The following is a 13,585-nucleotide window of genomic DNA, read 5'->3' on the forward strand; positions in this document are numbered from 1 at the left end:
CGCCTTTTCTTTGGGGGCAATATGAAGTTAATCGTATTACGTGCCATTTATTTTGGTGGTGTCGTTGTTACTGAGGGGGAAGAGATTGAAACCTTAGAACAACATGGGCGTGAGTTAATTCAAAAAGGCTATGCAAAAGAAATGGAAATTGTACATCCTGCTATTGAGCCTGAGCCTGAGCCTGAGCCTGAGCCTGAGCCTGAGCCTGAGCCTAAAAAAAACACCAAGGCTAAAAAGGAGAAATAATGCTTTCTCTGGAATTAGTAAAACAACATTGCAATATTGATCCTGATTTTACGGATGATGATAAATTGCTCGCTCTTTATACCAACTCTGCAGTGAAATTTGTCGAGAACTACACTCGCAGGACGCTTTATGAAAAAGAAGTATCGGAGGGATACCAAGAAGATGTCGATCATCTATTACTGACAGATGATGTTTCAGCAGCCATGTTACTACTGATTGGGCAGTGGTATGAAAATCGCGAAGGTGTGATCTCAGGACGCTCTTTTTCAACTCAACCCTTTGCGGTGGAAGCGTTATTACAGCCTTATCGAATTTACGGTGTGTAGGAGGTTGTATGCAAGCTGGAAAATTACGGCATGTCATTAAAATACAAAAACCGACATTAGCACCCGATGCCATTAGCGGTAATGAAGTGATTTGGGAGGATTTCTTACCTAAGGTACGAGCCTCTATTGCACCTTATCAGGGTCGTGAATACTTTCAGGCACAGCAAGTTCAAAGCGAAGCCAGCACACGAATTCTGATCCGTTACGTATCAGGAATAAATACGTCAATGCGCATCATTTATGGTGAAAGGGTATTCGATATCATCTCAATTATTGATCCGAAAGAGCAACACAGAGAGCTACAACTGATGTGCAAGGAAGGAGTTAATGATGGGTGAGATTAAAATCAGTGGATTGCCTGAAATACAACGAAAAATGCAAGAAGTTGCGCGCAAAGTTAGAAACCGTAGCGCACGCAAAGCAATGAATGCAGGGGCATCGACATTAAAAAAGGAAATTAAGAGCCGTGTCCCTATTTTAAAAGAAGATGTTCCACATCGACGCAAGGGAACAATTAAGCGTAACGTTCGCTCTAAAACAAAGGTACAGCGTAACGGGCAAACAAAAACACGTATCTGGGTAAAGTCTTTACCAGGTAAAAAAATCACTGCATTCAAACAAGCGACAGGAAAAAGTGCAGCATTGAACCCGAATGATCCCTTTTATTGGTGGTTTGTTGAGTTTGGTACTTCAAAGATGCCGGCTCAACCTTTTATGAGACCGGGTTTTGAAGCTAAAAAAGAAGCCACCGCAAAAGTGATTGTTCAAACGTTAAAAGAGGAAATTGAGAAAACAAGGTAATAATATGATTTATCAATTAAAGGAAGCCCTTTCACCGCTAGTCGATGAAAGGGTTTTTTTTCAGGTATTGCCTGAAGGTAAATTGGTTTACCCCGCTATAGTGATCCAATTTTCTAGCATTACACCAAATAACGCGCTTGCTGAGATGGATCTTGATAATTATCGCGTCCAGCTCGATGTGTACGACCCTAATCCCAAAAACCTCACCGTAATGCGTAAGAAAATAAACTCAGTTATGACTGAAAGCATTCCTTTTTCTCAGCGCATTAACACGTTTTTCGAATACGAACCCGATGTCAAATTACATCGGCTCATTCTGGAATTTATTATCTCATCAGATAAATAGGATATTGATATGGCAAAGCAAAAAAGTCATAAAGCAACTCCCTTCCTTGGCACGAAGTTGTTTGTTCAAACAGGGTTGGGTGAAGAGGTGAGCATTACTGCTGCGACACTCTCTCCTGCCACACTCACAATTGAAGGGAGTAAATTAAAAGCTGATGACATGATTGTGTTATCAGGTTTAGGTGAACTCGATGGACGTTTTCCAGTCGCCAGTGTTGAAGGTGATAAGGTGACGTTGTGTGATGAAGTGGATTGGAGCGAGAAAACATTACCCACCGATTTCACCGAAGCAAAAGCACAACGAATTCAATGGTCAAATAATTTCTGTGCCGTAAAAAGCTTCAGTAAAGATGGCTCAACAACTGAACAAATTGATGTCACTACTATTTGCAGTGACGGCAAAGAATATGAGTCGGGTGACACTGAATACGGCTCAATTAAATTAACGTTCTTCTTGCAGTATAGCTCTAGTGCTGTTCAGCGATTATTACGTAAGTATGAAAATAGCAAAGAAAAATTTGCTGTAAAAATGGTGCTCACTCGCGATGAAGGCGCCATGTTCTACTTCGGTTCAATAGAAACAGGGATGAACATTGAGGGGAGCGTTGGACAGATGATGGACTCAGGTGTGTCGATTAAATTGTCTGGTCGTGACTATTTAAATGTTCCTTTAGCTTCTGTACAAAAAACTAATCTTAGCAAAACGAAATAAGGGGCACTATGTCAAGCGCATTATTACGTGAGTTAGTGTTAAATCAAGCACTTAAAATCACTCCGTTTACTTATCTAGATAATACCTTTTATGTTAAAGAACTGGATGTTGGCACCATGAATTACATTCAGCGAAAATTACGTCAAATAAAAATTAAGCTTGCAGAAGAGCAAGATATTTATTTAGACGAAGAGGATGCTGATCAATTCAATGAAGCAGTGAACCGTGTTTATGACGAGTTTGATGTGGCACGTATGCTTGCCTTTAAACTCTGTGATGAAAAAGGGGAACTCCTTTTTGATGCTGAAAATGAAGAGGACCTAAAAGGTCTTAATCGCTTAGGGCAAGGGTTCTCTAATGCTGTTTTTAATGCGGAGGGAGGTAACGAAAAAAACTCACCGACCGACGACAATTCCAAATAATATTGTCGTTGGCATTAGGTAAAACCCTTTCTGAAATAGAACAAATGCCAGAAAGCCATTTGTGTGAATATGAAGCCTTTTATCGCAAACAACCCTTTGGTTTATGGCGAGAGGATTACCGAATAGCACAAGTGGCTCATCTTTTAGCAATAGCAAATTGCGATCCGAAATCAACCCCACCTCAATTAACTGACTTCATGCCCATGTGGAAGAAAAAGCCCACAGAAGCTGAAGAGTGGGATAGTGTTACTCAGAATGTTTTAGCTCATCGTTAGCCCCTTAGTGGGGCTTTTATTTTATTGTTTTTAAGGAGTTTCTATGGCTGGCGCATTGGGAACATTAAATATTGATTTAACACTGAACACGGCTAGTTTCACCAATGCGATCAACCGTAGTCAGCATCAAACAGAACGATTTAATCAAAGTGTTCGTGTGAGCCTGCAGTCTATTACTGTTCAACAAGAACGTATGGCATCACAAACAGCAAAATCAGCCTCGTCATTTGCTAGTTTTGCTAAAGCAGTGACAGGCGCACTTTCTGTTCATCAGGTGATCAGTTATGCAGATGGTTGGACGGACTTACAAAACAGATTGAAGTTAGTTACAAAGAGCACTCAAGAATTAAATAAAGCAACCAATGATGTCTATACCATCGCCCAAAAAACTTACCAATCACTCGATGCAACAGCGCAGGTTTATCAGCGTTTTTCTGATAATGCAGAACGATTAGGTATTAATCAGCAAAAAGTAGCAGAACTGACTGAAACGGTATCTAAAGCCGTCTCTCTTTCTGGAACCAGCGCAGCAGCTGCAGCAACGGGTTTAACACAATTTGGTCAAGCATTAGCTGCAGGCCAGTTACGTGGGCAAGATTTAAACTCCGTTATTGAACAAATCCCCGGTTTAGCACAAGCCATTGCTGAAGGTATGGGGATCTCTATGGGAGAGTTAAAACAAAAAGCTCAAGATGGTGAAACTTCAATAGAAAAAGTTATTGAATCATTAGAACGAGTAAAAGCCTCTGTTGACCAAAAATTTGCTACTAGCGTCACTACTGTTAGCCAATCATTTACTAATTTGCAGTCAGCAATGACGAGGTTTGTCGGTGAAGCTAATCAAAGCACTGGCGCAACTCAGTTATTAAATGTAGGTCTTTCTGCATTATCTAATAATTTTTCTGAAGTAATGAAAGTAGTCGAAGCATTAGCAGTTACGGCTATTGTGATAAAAATAACAAAATGGACTCAAGCTACTTATGCGCAAACCACAGCAACAAAATTAAAAGTTCAGCAAGACCTGATTGCAGCTAAAGTGACGCAAGCCAAAATGACAGCAGAGTTAGAATTAGCTCGTGTTGAGATGCGCTCTTTGCAAGCACAACTCCAATTAGCTCAGACAGAAGCACAGCGCAGTAGCATTAGAATGCGGATGAAAGCGCAGTCATCAATTATTGTATCGGCCACAAATGCCGAAACGTTAGCAATACAACGATTGAATGCAGCACAAAGAGCCAGTTCAACATTAGGACGTGGATTTGGAGGCGCACTAGCTTTTCTTGGTGGTCCATTAGGGATCGCAACAGGATTATTGGCGGCAGGCGCAATGGCCTATTATGAGTGGCAACAGCAAGCTGAGCAATCAAGGCAAAAGGCTCTTGAGTATGCCAAATCATTAGACGTTGCAACAGAGTCATTGAAGAAATTAAGTGACGCAGAGCGTCAGGCGTCAATAGGTAAATTGTTTGATAGTTTTGACGCACAAATTGAAAAAATAGAAGAGCTAAAGAGAAAACAAGAGGATTTAAAAAAATCAGCAGATTTTGGTGGAGCAAATAAAGGCATCTCTTTTTATTATACAGGAGATTACGAGTCATTTTCAGCGGAAGTAGTTAAGGCTAGGAAGGACGAAATCCAAGTAACAGCTGATCTTGAAACAAAGAATAGAGAATTAGAAGTTATACGTAAAAAAATGGCATTATTGCTTGATGCTGAAGTTCAAAAAAATGGAATGGTTTCTAATGCCTATGCGCTTTATGCAAGTCGTATTTATGATGCATCTGTTAGATCTGATGAATTAATCGGTAAACTTCATCTACAAGGTTCTGCTTTTGATAATTTAGCGCAATCTATTCGCTCAGCTACTCAAGAGCAACAACAGTTTTCAGCGAATTCTTTAATCATCGTATCTGCTGATGCTCAAAAATCAATAGATGCCTCTCTCCGAGCTATTGAAAAAGCTAAGGCTACTGGCGAAGCATTAGCTAAACTGAACGCTGAGGATGTTCTCGCTAGTAGAAAAGTAACGCCTGATATGCAAGGCTATGATAAAGCGTTACAGGCTGAAATTGACGCACAACTTGCCTCACAATCTAAAAAAATCAAACCACCTAAAACGCCAAAATCAAGCATTGATTATGCCAAACAGTACACAAAACTCCTTTCTGATTTACAAGAAAAACAAGCTTCATTAATTGCAGATGGACAGAGTATTCAACTGTATGGCACCACATCTTCATTTAATGAATATAATTCTGCACTTGCCGATATCAAAAAGAATAAAGAAAAATTCGACGAAATATTAAAGATTGATCCAAAAGCAATCGAAACTATTAAAGAGAAAGCTAAAGCCATTGATGATATGGCTCGTGCTAATGCTGTTGCGCAATTTGCTTATGATCGCAATAAAGAAGTTGAGCAAATGCAATTTGAAACCTCATTGATAGGAAAATCAAGGGCAGAACAGGAGCGCTTAAATGCTTTGAGGGAAGTTGATCTGCTGTATAAGCAAGCCAGTGTGGATTTAGGAGATAAAGAACTCGCAAACTTACAGCGCAATGTCGAACTCACAAAACAAAAGATTGATGCCGAATTACAAAAACGCGAATTAATGAAATTAGATCCTGTTGAAGGTTTAAGTCAGGGGCTTTCGGATTTTAGTGATTCCGCTACCAATGTGATGGAAAACGTTAAAAATGTAACCGCTAATGCTTTGAATAATATGTCTGACTCTTTAGCTGATTTTGTTTTAACGGGTAAAGGTAGCTTTAAAGACTTTGCGAATGCTGTGATATCTGACATTACTCGTATGGTGATGAAGATGTTAGTTTTCAAAGCGATTGAAGCAGGAACCAGCTTTTTTATGGGCGGAGCTTCTGGCGGTGGCGATGCTGGTGGAGGACCAGGAGGACTTTTTGCGTATGGCGGATATACGGGCAATGGCGGGAAGTTTGAACCTAAAGGCGTTGTTCATGGTGGTGAGTTTGTCTTCACAAAAGAAGCGACAGCAAAATTAGGGATCGGCAATCTTTATCGCTTGATGAATTCGACACAGGGCTATGCTTCTGGTGGTTTTGTTGGTTCATTGGCAGGAAAGGTGCCGTCAACACCAGTCACAACATCATCTTCATCAGGAGTTAATATCACAGTGGTAAACCAAATTACGGTGACAGGTAACGGTGATGCTATTCTTGCTCAAGCAATGAAAGAAGCTGCAGAACAAGGCACAGAAGCTGGTGCACAAAAAGCAAGGGCGATTATATTGCAAGATTTTCAGAGTAATGGAACTGCACGTAGAACGTTAGGAGTGTAGATGAATATTTTAGCATGGCCAGAAGATGTATGCCCTATTAATGAAGATTGGCAATTACTCAGTAATAGTAAAACGTTCACCTCTCCGTTTAATGGCAGTAGTCAAACAGTTCGTTTTCCGGGGAGCCGTTGGCGTTGTGAGTTAACGTTTAGTAATTTAAGTGAAGAAAAATCACGTAAACTTGAGGCTCTTGTTGCCGCACTTGATGGTATGTCAGGAAGAGTGAGAATATCGAGTTGGATTAGAAAAGGGAAAGAAGGGTACGGCACTCCTAAAATTTCCTCTGCTGGGCAGTCTGGTAGTGTTTTGCAAACATCAGGCTGGAAGCGAAATATGCGCGTTTTACAGCAGGGTGACCGCCTCACAATTGGGAATGAGTTGAAAATGGTAGTAGCGGATGTTGTTAGCGACAACGAAGGTCGAGCTGTCATTTCAATTTCTCCTATGCTCAGAACTCCACCTGCATTGAACGAAGAGGTGATCATCAAAGCCCCTTTTGGGGTTTTTCGATTATCAGACAATGAGCAGGGGAAATTTCAACACCGCAGACTAGGATATTCTAATGTTACCCTTTCATTTGAGGAGGTACTGTATTAATGCAATATCATCCATTTTCTGACGGTATGGTAAAAGCAATTAACGAAGGTGCTTATATCGTGCTTGCCGCTCGACTAAACCTAAAATCAGGAGTCACTTGTGCGCATACTGGCGTTGGTCAGCTTGTGATTGCAGGAGAAACTTATTTAGGTGTAGGAAGTCTTGGTGAAATCAGTCAACTTAATGAAAACAAGACAACAAGCCCACCTCAATTACAGCTTAAACTAGCTGGTTTTGACAAGTCCCTTGTCGGTATGGTGATGAATGAACAAAGCCGAGGGAGAGAAGTGCGATTAATGATGGTGGCGATTGGGGAAGATGGAAAACCATTGTTAGCAGAAATATTGTTTGTCGGGCAGATCTCATCAATTAGTGTCGTTTCTGGTGAAGAGAATGCAGTTTGTGTTAATGTTTCTAATCGATTTGAACGATGGTCAATCGGTTTGCCTGACAGGTTCACTGATGAATCATGGTCATCAAGAAGGGAGGGTGATCGCATCTTTCGGTATGTTGCTCAAATGGCTGAGCGGGCTATTTATTGGGGTAGTAAGAAAGACGCGCCTGCATTCATTTATAAGTAACATTTATTTTATTAATTAGGACAAGACATGGATCCATTCTTTATTGTGTACATCATTCTTTTAATAATCTCTATTGTGTTTTGGTTTTTCTTAAATAGAGCCAGTGTTAGAGCCGATAGAGTAGTGGAATTATTAGAGGCTATTGATAAAAAAAACCGCAGGCAAGTTGAATTACTAACGTCATTATTAGAGTCATCTTCAATTACACTTAGTAATGAAGAAAAAGAAAAATTGGTCATTGATTACTTTCGTGAAGCACAAGTTATCGGAGATAATATTATTTCAAGTGATGGTAAGTTAAATGAATCAATGATTATTAAATTTGCTAAATATGGTAATAAATATATTGAAAGACAAAAATCACAAGGTGATGAAATTAGTGAGGCTATTGATTTATTTACCATGTTGAAAAATGAAAAGTTTTCACTGTTACCACCTAAAAACAAGAAGATAGCTAACGAATTATTTAAGCAAAATATAAATTTTTAATAGTATTCTATTTTTCTTACAAACCCACTTCGGTGGGTTTTTTGTTTTCTAAGAGGCCTTAATGAAACAACCAAACTGGACACTCCAGTTACCAGAAACCATAAGGGGGGCCATGAGTCGCCCTTTTTCATGGGGTGAATTTGACTGTTGTATTTTTGCCTCTGAATGTATTTACGCACAATGTGGTTTCTCTCCAATAAAACTCTTTCTTGGGCAATACAAAACCAAAGCAGAAGCCTTCAACCTTATCAAATCTAAATTTGGATCACTTGATAAGGCGGTTTCCCACTACTTTAAATCTATTTCTGTTGATTCTGTACAGCGTGGGGATCTTGTCATGTTCAAGGGTGATGACGGGGACAGCATGGCCGTAGTATGGGCGGGTAATTATTGGGGAGTTACTTCTATTGGTGTTAGACCCGTGAAAATTAACCCTATCAAAGCGTGGAGAGTGGAATAATGGGTGGTAGTGGTGGATTACTTACAAAAGTGGTTGGTGCTGGGTTGATGATCGCAGGGTTGTTCAATGGTGGGATCACCGCGCCGTTAGGTATAGCATTAATGTCGGCAGGTATCGCAGTTCAAGTTGCCGGCTCTTTAATATTCAAACCGAAAATTCCCTCCATGGACTATCGTGACACTAGCGAACGCAAGCAAATGTTACGCTCTCCTTCTGCGTCAGAAACCGTCATTGTTGGGAAAACCGTTGCTTCTGGATTACTTTTCTTTGCTGAAGAAGAACCAGGAGAACAAGAGGAAAATGAAAAAATCACATTGGCGCTTGCTTTGGCTGGGCATCCTATCGATAGGGTGGGAAAAATTTGGCTTGGTGATGATCTCATTGAGACTTTTGGTGACAAGGCTTCGTGGGAATTACATAACGATAGGAAAGATGCTGATCCCTTTATGCTAAAAAACTGCCCATCATGGAAAGAGGATATGATTGGGCGAGGTATGGCTTGGTTACGTGTGACACTCACATTTGACCAAGAAAAATTCCCTTATGGTTTACCCAATGTGAAATGTGAAATTTGGGGTAAAGAACTTTTCGATCCGCGTACAGGGGAAACACAATGGTCGAATAATGGAGCTCTAGTTATTCTTGATTATTATAGAGATTATTTAAAGGTTCCTGATAGCGATATTGATTTTGAAAGTTTTAAACAATCTGCGGATTTATGCGATGAAAGCGTAAGTGATGCTGAAAATGGCTCAGAGCGCCGATACACATTAAATGGTGCTTATGATCTAAATGAAAGTCCATCTAGTGTATTGGAAGCAATGCACAAATGTATTAACGCGGAACCGACATTCACCGCAGGAAAACACGGTATTCAAGTTGGTGCATATTATGGACCAGCATTGAAAACTATTACAGAATCACAACTTATTGATACCGTAACTTGTACTCCTGAAACGGGGCTAAAAGATGCCACTAATGCGGTGTACGGTACTTTCATTGATGCTGAGCAACTCTATACTAAGACAGATTTTACGCCTGTTATTGTCAATGAATGGATAGAAGAGGATGGTTTAGAAATCAGGGAAAATGTTGATTACCGCTTTGTTACCAGTCCTTATCAAGCACAGCGACTAGCACGACAATACTTGCGCAAAAAGAAAGCTGGTAGACGTGTTCAACTGACAATGAATTTAGATGGTTATGCGTATCGCCCTGGTGAAGTTGTTTTATTAGATTTACCTTCTTTAAATATTAGTGGTCTTGAGTTTCGTATTGCTGAATGGACCTTCCATGCTTTAGATGGTGTCTCTCTGACATTAGAAGAAGATGGTGCTTATTTATATGAAGACGTCATTGGGAAACCCTTTGTTAGACCCCCATTCACTAAACTACCCACCGGTGGTGTAGCAGCACCTATTAACCTAGCCTTTGTTCCACTTTCTGTCACAGACATTGTTCAAGGATATATATCGTGGCAGAACGTGGCATCGGATATTCGCTATAACACCGTTAATATTCTCCAGAATGGAAAGGTTATACAGTCTATTCAAGTACCGGGTGAGCGTGTTGATATTAATGGTTTAACTCGAGGCACTTATCGTGTCGAAGTGAGAGCAATTAATGTCGCTGGTGCTATGTCTGCACCTGCTATCAGTGATTTTGCTATTCAGGCACCGCCAGCACCGATAGGTGTTGAAATAACGCCGGGTATGTTCAGTTTAACGGCATCACCTAAACAGGGCGATAGTGCTGTCTTTGGTTATACGTTTGAGTTTTGGTTTAGTGATAAAAAACTCGCTAACCTCTCTGAAAATGAAGTGATCAACAAAGCAAACAAAGTTGGCCAAGGAAACTTCTGGACGCAGGAGAATTTAAAAGCTGGTAACACGTACTATTTCTATATCCGAACCATCAATAGTTATGGCAAATCTGTATTCGTAGAAGCTTCTGGTATTCCAGTTTCATTGCCCTCAGATATTTTTGATGATTTAGATAACACAGTTAGAGAAACGGATGCGTTTAAAGAGCTTGATAAAAAACTTGATTGGAACTCTGAGACCGCAATTATTTTAAGTAACACGAGTTATCGTAACTTCAGACAGTTGTTAGTAAAACACGCCGAAGCTCAAGCGGGTATTAATGAGTTATGGTTGGCTAATGCAACTCAAGAAGAAGCCTGGGCCCAAACCGTTACTCAGCTTTACTCATCAATTGATAATGCAGAAAATACATTTAACTCTGAAATTAAAGAAGTTAAAACAACGATTTCTGATTTAGATAAAGCGATCGGGCAAACATCAACTGAAATTCGCACAGAGTTAAAAACAACTAATGATGCAACAAATAAACGCATTGATGGTACCAACCAAGATTTAGCTAACACTAATCAGAAGTTAGGCAATACAGATAAGGAGATGGGGCGTATTGCTGCGGACGTTATCTCCAACACGAAAGCCATTTCAGAAGCAAACCAAGCCTCTGCTGAAGATAGAAAACAGGTTCAAGTGCAATTTGGCGAACAACAAGGCATGATTGAAGAGAAAATGCAGGCTACGTTTGAGCAATCTGGTGATGGCGTTGTCACACACTCAATTAATATCACGATTGTTCATAACAACGTGAAATACAATGCAGCAGGGCAAGTGATTAGTGCTCAAGTTAAGAATGGAAAGCTCGAATCATTCTTTGGTTACAACGCGAATAACTTCGCTTGGTATAACCCATCAAATGGCCAGATGGAATTATTCATGTATGCCAAAAATGGGCAATTGTTTATTCGAGATTTATTTATCGAAGATGGCTCTATTACAAATGCAAAAATAGGGAATGTTATTCAATCAAATAATTATGTGGCGGGGAAATCAGGCTGGATAATTAATAAAAATGGATATGCTGAATTTGAGAATGCAAAATTTAGAGGAGAAATTAAAGCCACTAAAGGCACAATGAATAATGTGATTATTGACAAGGATTGTGAGATTAAGGGCACTTTAAAAGTGGAGAATATCGAAGGTGACATAGTTAAGTTTTATTCTCTTGGTAATGGAGAAACAATTACAATACCGGCACAATCTTTTGACCGTGTTATTCAAGTAGTCACCATAGCGACGACACATAATAGTAAGTGGTGTCGATTATGGTTAAACGATGATAAGTTCTTTGAAATTAAAAATGGTGGGAATTATAAAGAATTTACTTATTGGAATTCTCCATCAACAACGTTAAAAGCGAATACGCCCGGCGTATTTAGGTATGACAGCGAAGATAGATATTTCAAAATAACACTATTAGCCTGCAAGCAATAAGGAAATAAATCATGATATACACAACAGGCACTGTTAACACAGTGTCAGGGTCTGCTATTGTCAAAGGCACTGGCACTAAATTTAAAAATAATAATCCAGCTATTAATATCGGAATGACTATTTTAATTAAATCGGGAAATACTAATATTCCGTATATGATTAAATCCGTTAATTCCGATACTGAATTAGTATTAGCACAACCAGCATTAGCCACAGCAACTAACACCACATTCTCAATTCATATTACTGAACCCGATAATAATAGTGATGCAGCAAGAACGATGGTCGCTATTAATAGTTATGCACAGTATTTTCTCGATGCAATGAATACGTGGATGAGTGAAACAGGGCAGACAAAAATTGAGATGCCGAACGGTGAAGTTATCACGCTCGATAGTATTAAGAAGATGCAGGAGGATATTAGTAATAAAGCAGATTTAAAATTATCAAAAACACAATCATTTACATCTGCGATAGAGGCAACAACAAAATTAACATCAAAATCAGCAGATGGAAAAACATCAATATCATTATCAACAAACAATTCCGGTAGCACTAATATAGAATTAAATTCCTCATCGGGTTATAACGGTATTCAAATACCAAAAGCGTCTGGTGTAATAATGCTTGTTGGTGATTATGGTGTTGGCTTAAATGCGAAAACAGGAACAACTCAAGCAGAAAGCACCAATGCAAATAACTTAGATACAAATGGTTTTTGGGCATCAGGTGGAAGTAGTAGTGCTAATTTTTACAATCCTTTTGGATCTTTGATATCTTCTGCTAGAGGTGGCGGTAGCGATGGAACTGGACAGGTTTTTCAAATACAAGCATCCAGTAAAAACCTTGCTTACAGAATGAGGAATGTAGGTAATTGGACTTACTGGTCTGAATTAATGAACGTGAATAGTGATGGTGTTAAATCATCAAAAAATGACTTTAAAAATAATGGGTTCTATACATCAACAAACATTGACGGCGAAATAATGGGTACCGTTTACATGGGTATAGTTTCAGCTCATGCAACACAACCAGAATCATACCAGATAGGGTTATTTGGTCGTAATAAAAAATTATTATACACATACAAAGAGAGTGGTAATTGGGTTGGTACTTATGAGGTTCTTCATCTAGGTAACGCAAAGCCAGACTCTAACGGATTCTACAAGAAAGCATCCCCTATTATTGACATTAATCCAGACGGCACCTTCACAACTAACGACGAATCCGAAGGCGCTATTGTTACTCGAGTAGGGCAAGGTGAATATCTCATTGAAGGCGTTTTGGGCTTTAATTCAGACGCTGGCTGGGGTGGTATCGATGGCGGTATTGAAATTCCACTCGATGTAAATAAACAGCCTCTTATTTGGGTTGACTCTATTGTTAATGAGGACGGTTCGATTCTCGTTAAAACTTATCACCGTACTCATCCTAACGCACCTAAATTCGCCCGTAATGATATTGATGGTTTCAATGACGGCGACCCAATTGATATCCCTGATGGTCGTTTTATCTCCGTTCGTGTACAGATGCCAGAGCAATCAATCTATAACGTGAGAATGCGTGAGATGGAAGAAGCGCAGAAAGCGGAAGAGGAATGCATAGTTAAAGAAGAGGTAGAAGAATAATGCTATGTTATATTTTAACTGAAAAGAAATTTTAACCATTTATAATAATTATATTAGATGGAATATTTTATGGGTGTTTTAT

General features: G+C 39.4%; 15 protein-coding genes. All 15 read left to right on the forward strand.

The features are described 5' to 3' along the window. The first annotated feature begins 21 nt into the window (after positions 1-21). Entirely contained in the window at positions 22-246 is a 225-nt protein-coding gene (locus ACNARN_RS09050; protein WP_416304378.1) for a hypothetical protein, read from the forward strand. After that, a complete protein-coding gene (locus ACNARN_RS09055) occupies positions 246-572 on the forward strand; it encodes a head-tail connector protein (RefSeq protein WP_416304379.1) in 327 nt (108 codons plus the stop codon). Before ACNARN_RS09050 ends, ACNARN_RS09055 begins: the two co-directional genes overlap by 1 nt. An 8-nt stretch (positions 573-580) precedes the next feature. Continuing rightward, positions 581-910 (forward strand): phage head closure protein, encoded by a 330-nt coding sequence (locus ACNARN_RS09060; protein ID WP_349420488.1) that lies wholly within the window; start codon positions 581-583, stop codon positions 908-910. Beyond that, positions 903-1,373 carry an HK97-gp10 family putative phage morphogenesis protein gene (locus ACNARN_RS09065; protein WP_349459201.1) on the forward strand — a complete coding sequence of 157 codons (471 nt, stop codon included), beginning with the start codon at positions 903-905 and terminating at the stop codon, positions 1,371-1,373. The genes ACNARN_RS09060 and ACNARN_RS09065 overlap by 8 nt, the downstream gene beginning before the upstream one ends. Before the next feature lie 4 nt (positions 1,374-1,377). Continuing rightward, positions 1,378-1,719: a tail completion protein gp17 gene (gene gp17, locus ACNARN_RS09070; RefSeq protein ID WP_416304380.1), complete on the forward strand. Its 342-nt coding sequence runs from the start codon at positions 1,378-1,380 to the stop codon at positions 1,717-1,719. Between the two features lie 9 nt (positions 1,720-1,728). Further along, on the forward strand, positions 1,729-2,430 hold the full coding sequence (locus ACNARN_RS09075) for a hypothetical protein (protein WP_197269976.1): 702 nt from the start codon (positions 1,729-1,731) through the stop codon (positions 2,428-2,430). Positions 2,431-2,438: 8 nt separating this feature from the next. Then, complete coding sequence (locus ACNARN_RS09080) at positions 2,439-2,852, forward strand: hypothetical protein (protein WP_139654074.1); 414 nt, start codon at positions 2,439-2,441, stop codon at positions 2,850-2,852. A 2-nt stretch (positions 2,853-2,854) separates the two neighbouring features. Further along, complete coding sequence (locus tag ACNARN_RS09085) at positions 2,855-3,127, forward strand: DUF4035 domain-containing protein (RefSeq protein WP_416304381.1); 273 nt, start codon at positions 2,855-2,857, stop codon at positions 3,125-3,127. A gap of 43 nt (positions 3,128-3,170) precedes the next feature. Further along, on the forward strand, positions 3,171-6,440 hold the full coding sequence (locus ACNARN_RS09090) for a phage tail tape measure protein (RefSeq protein ID WP_416304382.1): 3,270 nt from the start codon (positions 3,171-3,173) through the stop codon (positions 6,438-6,440). Next, a complete protein-coding gene (locus ACNARN_RS09095; protein ID WP_072063872.1) occupies positions 6,441-7,037 on the forward strand; it encodes a hypothetical protein in 597 nt (198 codons plus the stop codon). It abuts the gene before it with no gap. Continuing rightward, positions 7,037-7,618, forward strand: a complete 582-nt coding sequence (locus ACNARN_RS09100; protein ID WP_416304383.1) for a hypothetical protein — start codon at positions 7,037-7,039, stop codon at positions 7,616-7,618. Before ACNARN_RS09095 ends, ACNARN_RS09100 begins: the two co-directional genes overlap by 1 nt. A gap of 27 nt (positions 7,619-7,645) precedes the next feature. Continuing rightward, positions 7,646-8,107, forward strand: a complete 462-nt coding sequence (locus ACNARN_RS09105) for a YebO family protein (RefSeq protein ID WP_261260717.1) — start codon at positions 7,646-7,648, stop codon at positions 8,105-8,107. Between the two features lie 61 nt (positions 8,108-8,168). Next, positions 8,169-8,567 (forward strand): DUF6950 family protein, encoded by a 399-nt coding sequence (locus tag ACNARN_RS09110; RefSeq protein ID WP_416304384.1) that lies wholly within the window; start codon positions 8,169-8,171, stop codon positions 8,565-8,567. Further along, the gene (locus ACNARN_RS09115; RefSeq protein WP_416304385.1) at positions 8,567-11,875 is read left to right on the forward strand and encodes a phage tail tip protein; all 3,309 of its coding nucleotides are present in this window, start codon (positions 8,567-8,569) and stop codon (positions 11,873-11,875) included. Before ACNARN_RS09110 ends, ACNARN_RS09115 begins: the two co-directional genes overlap by 1 nt. A gap of 11 nt (positions 11,876-11,886) precedes the next feature. After that, positions 11,887-13,503 carry a hypothetical protein gene (locus ACNARN_RS09120; protein ID WP_416304386.1) on the forward strand — a complete coding sequence of 539 codons (1,617 nt, stop codon included), beginning with the start codon at positions 11,887-11,889 and terminating at the stop codon, positions 13,501-13,503. Positions 13,504-13,585 lie beyond the last annotated feature (82 nt).

Origin of the sequence: Proteus sp. TSJ240517 (genome assembly GCF_047921575.1) — a bacterium.
GTDB lineage: Bacteria > Pseudomonadota > Gammaproteobacteria > Enterobacterales > Enterobacteriaceae > Proteus.

Excerpts from the sequence above, each read along its gene's own strand:
- ACNARN_RS09120 (WP_416304386.1), top strand. The coding sequence starts at position 11,887 with ATGATATACACAACAGGCACTGTTAACACAGTGTCAGGGTCTGCTATT.
- ACNARN_RS09105 (WP_261260717.1), top strand. The coding sequence starts at position 7,646 with ATGGATCCATTCTTTATTGTGTACATCATTCTTTTAATAATCTCTATT.
- ACNARN_RS09065 (WP_349459201.1), top strand. The coding sequence starts at position 903 with ATGGGTGAGATTAAAATCAGTGGATTGCCTGAAATACAACGAAAAATG.
- ACNARN_RS09110 (WP_416304384.1), top strand. The coding sequence starts at position 8,169 with ATGAAACAACCAAACTGGACACTCCAGTTACCAGAAACCATAAGGGGG.
- ACNARN_RS09100 (WP_416304383.1), top strand. The coding sequence starts at position 7,037 with ATGCAATATCATCCATTTTCTGACGGTATGGTAAAAGCAATTAACGAA.
- ACNARN_RS09050 (WP_416304378.1), top strand. The coding sequence starts at position 22 with ATGAAGTTAATCGTATTACGTGCCATTTATTTTGGTGGTGTCGTTGTT.
- ACNARN_RS09075 (WP_197269976.1), top strand. The coding sequence starts at position 1,729 with ATGGCAAAGCAAAAAAGTCATAAAGCAACTCCCTTCCTTGGCACGAAG.
- ACNARN_RS09115 (WP_416304385.1), top strand. The coding sequence starts at position 8,567 with ATGGGTGGTAGTGGTGGATTACTTACAAAAGTGGTTGGTGCTGGGTTG.
- ACNARN_RS09090 (WP_416304382.1), top strand. The coding sequence starts at position 3,171 with ATGGCTGGCGCATTGGGAACATTAAATATTGATTTAACACTGAACACG.
- ACNARN_RS09080 (WP_139654074.1), top strand. The coding sequence starts at position 2,439 with ATGTCAAGCGCATTATTACGTGAGTTAGTGTTAAATCAAGCACTTAAA.
- ACNARN_RS09095 (WP_072063872.1), top strand. The coding sequence starts at position 6,441 with ATGAATATTTTAGCATGGCCAGAAGATGTATGCCCTATTAATGAAGAT.
- ACNARN_RS09060 (WP_349420488.1), top strand. The coding sequence starts at position 581 with ATGCAAGCTGGAAAATTACGGCATGTCATTAAAATACAAAAACCGACA.
- ACNARN_RS09055 (WP_416304379.1), top strand. The coding sequence starts at position 246 with ATGCTTTCTCTGGAATTAGTAAAACAACATTGCAATATTGATCCTGAT.
- gp17 (WP_416304380.1), top strand. The coding sequence starts at position 1,378 with ATGATTTATCAATTAAAGGAAGCCCTTTCACCGCTAGTCGATGAAAGG.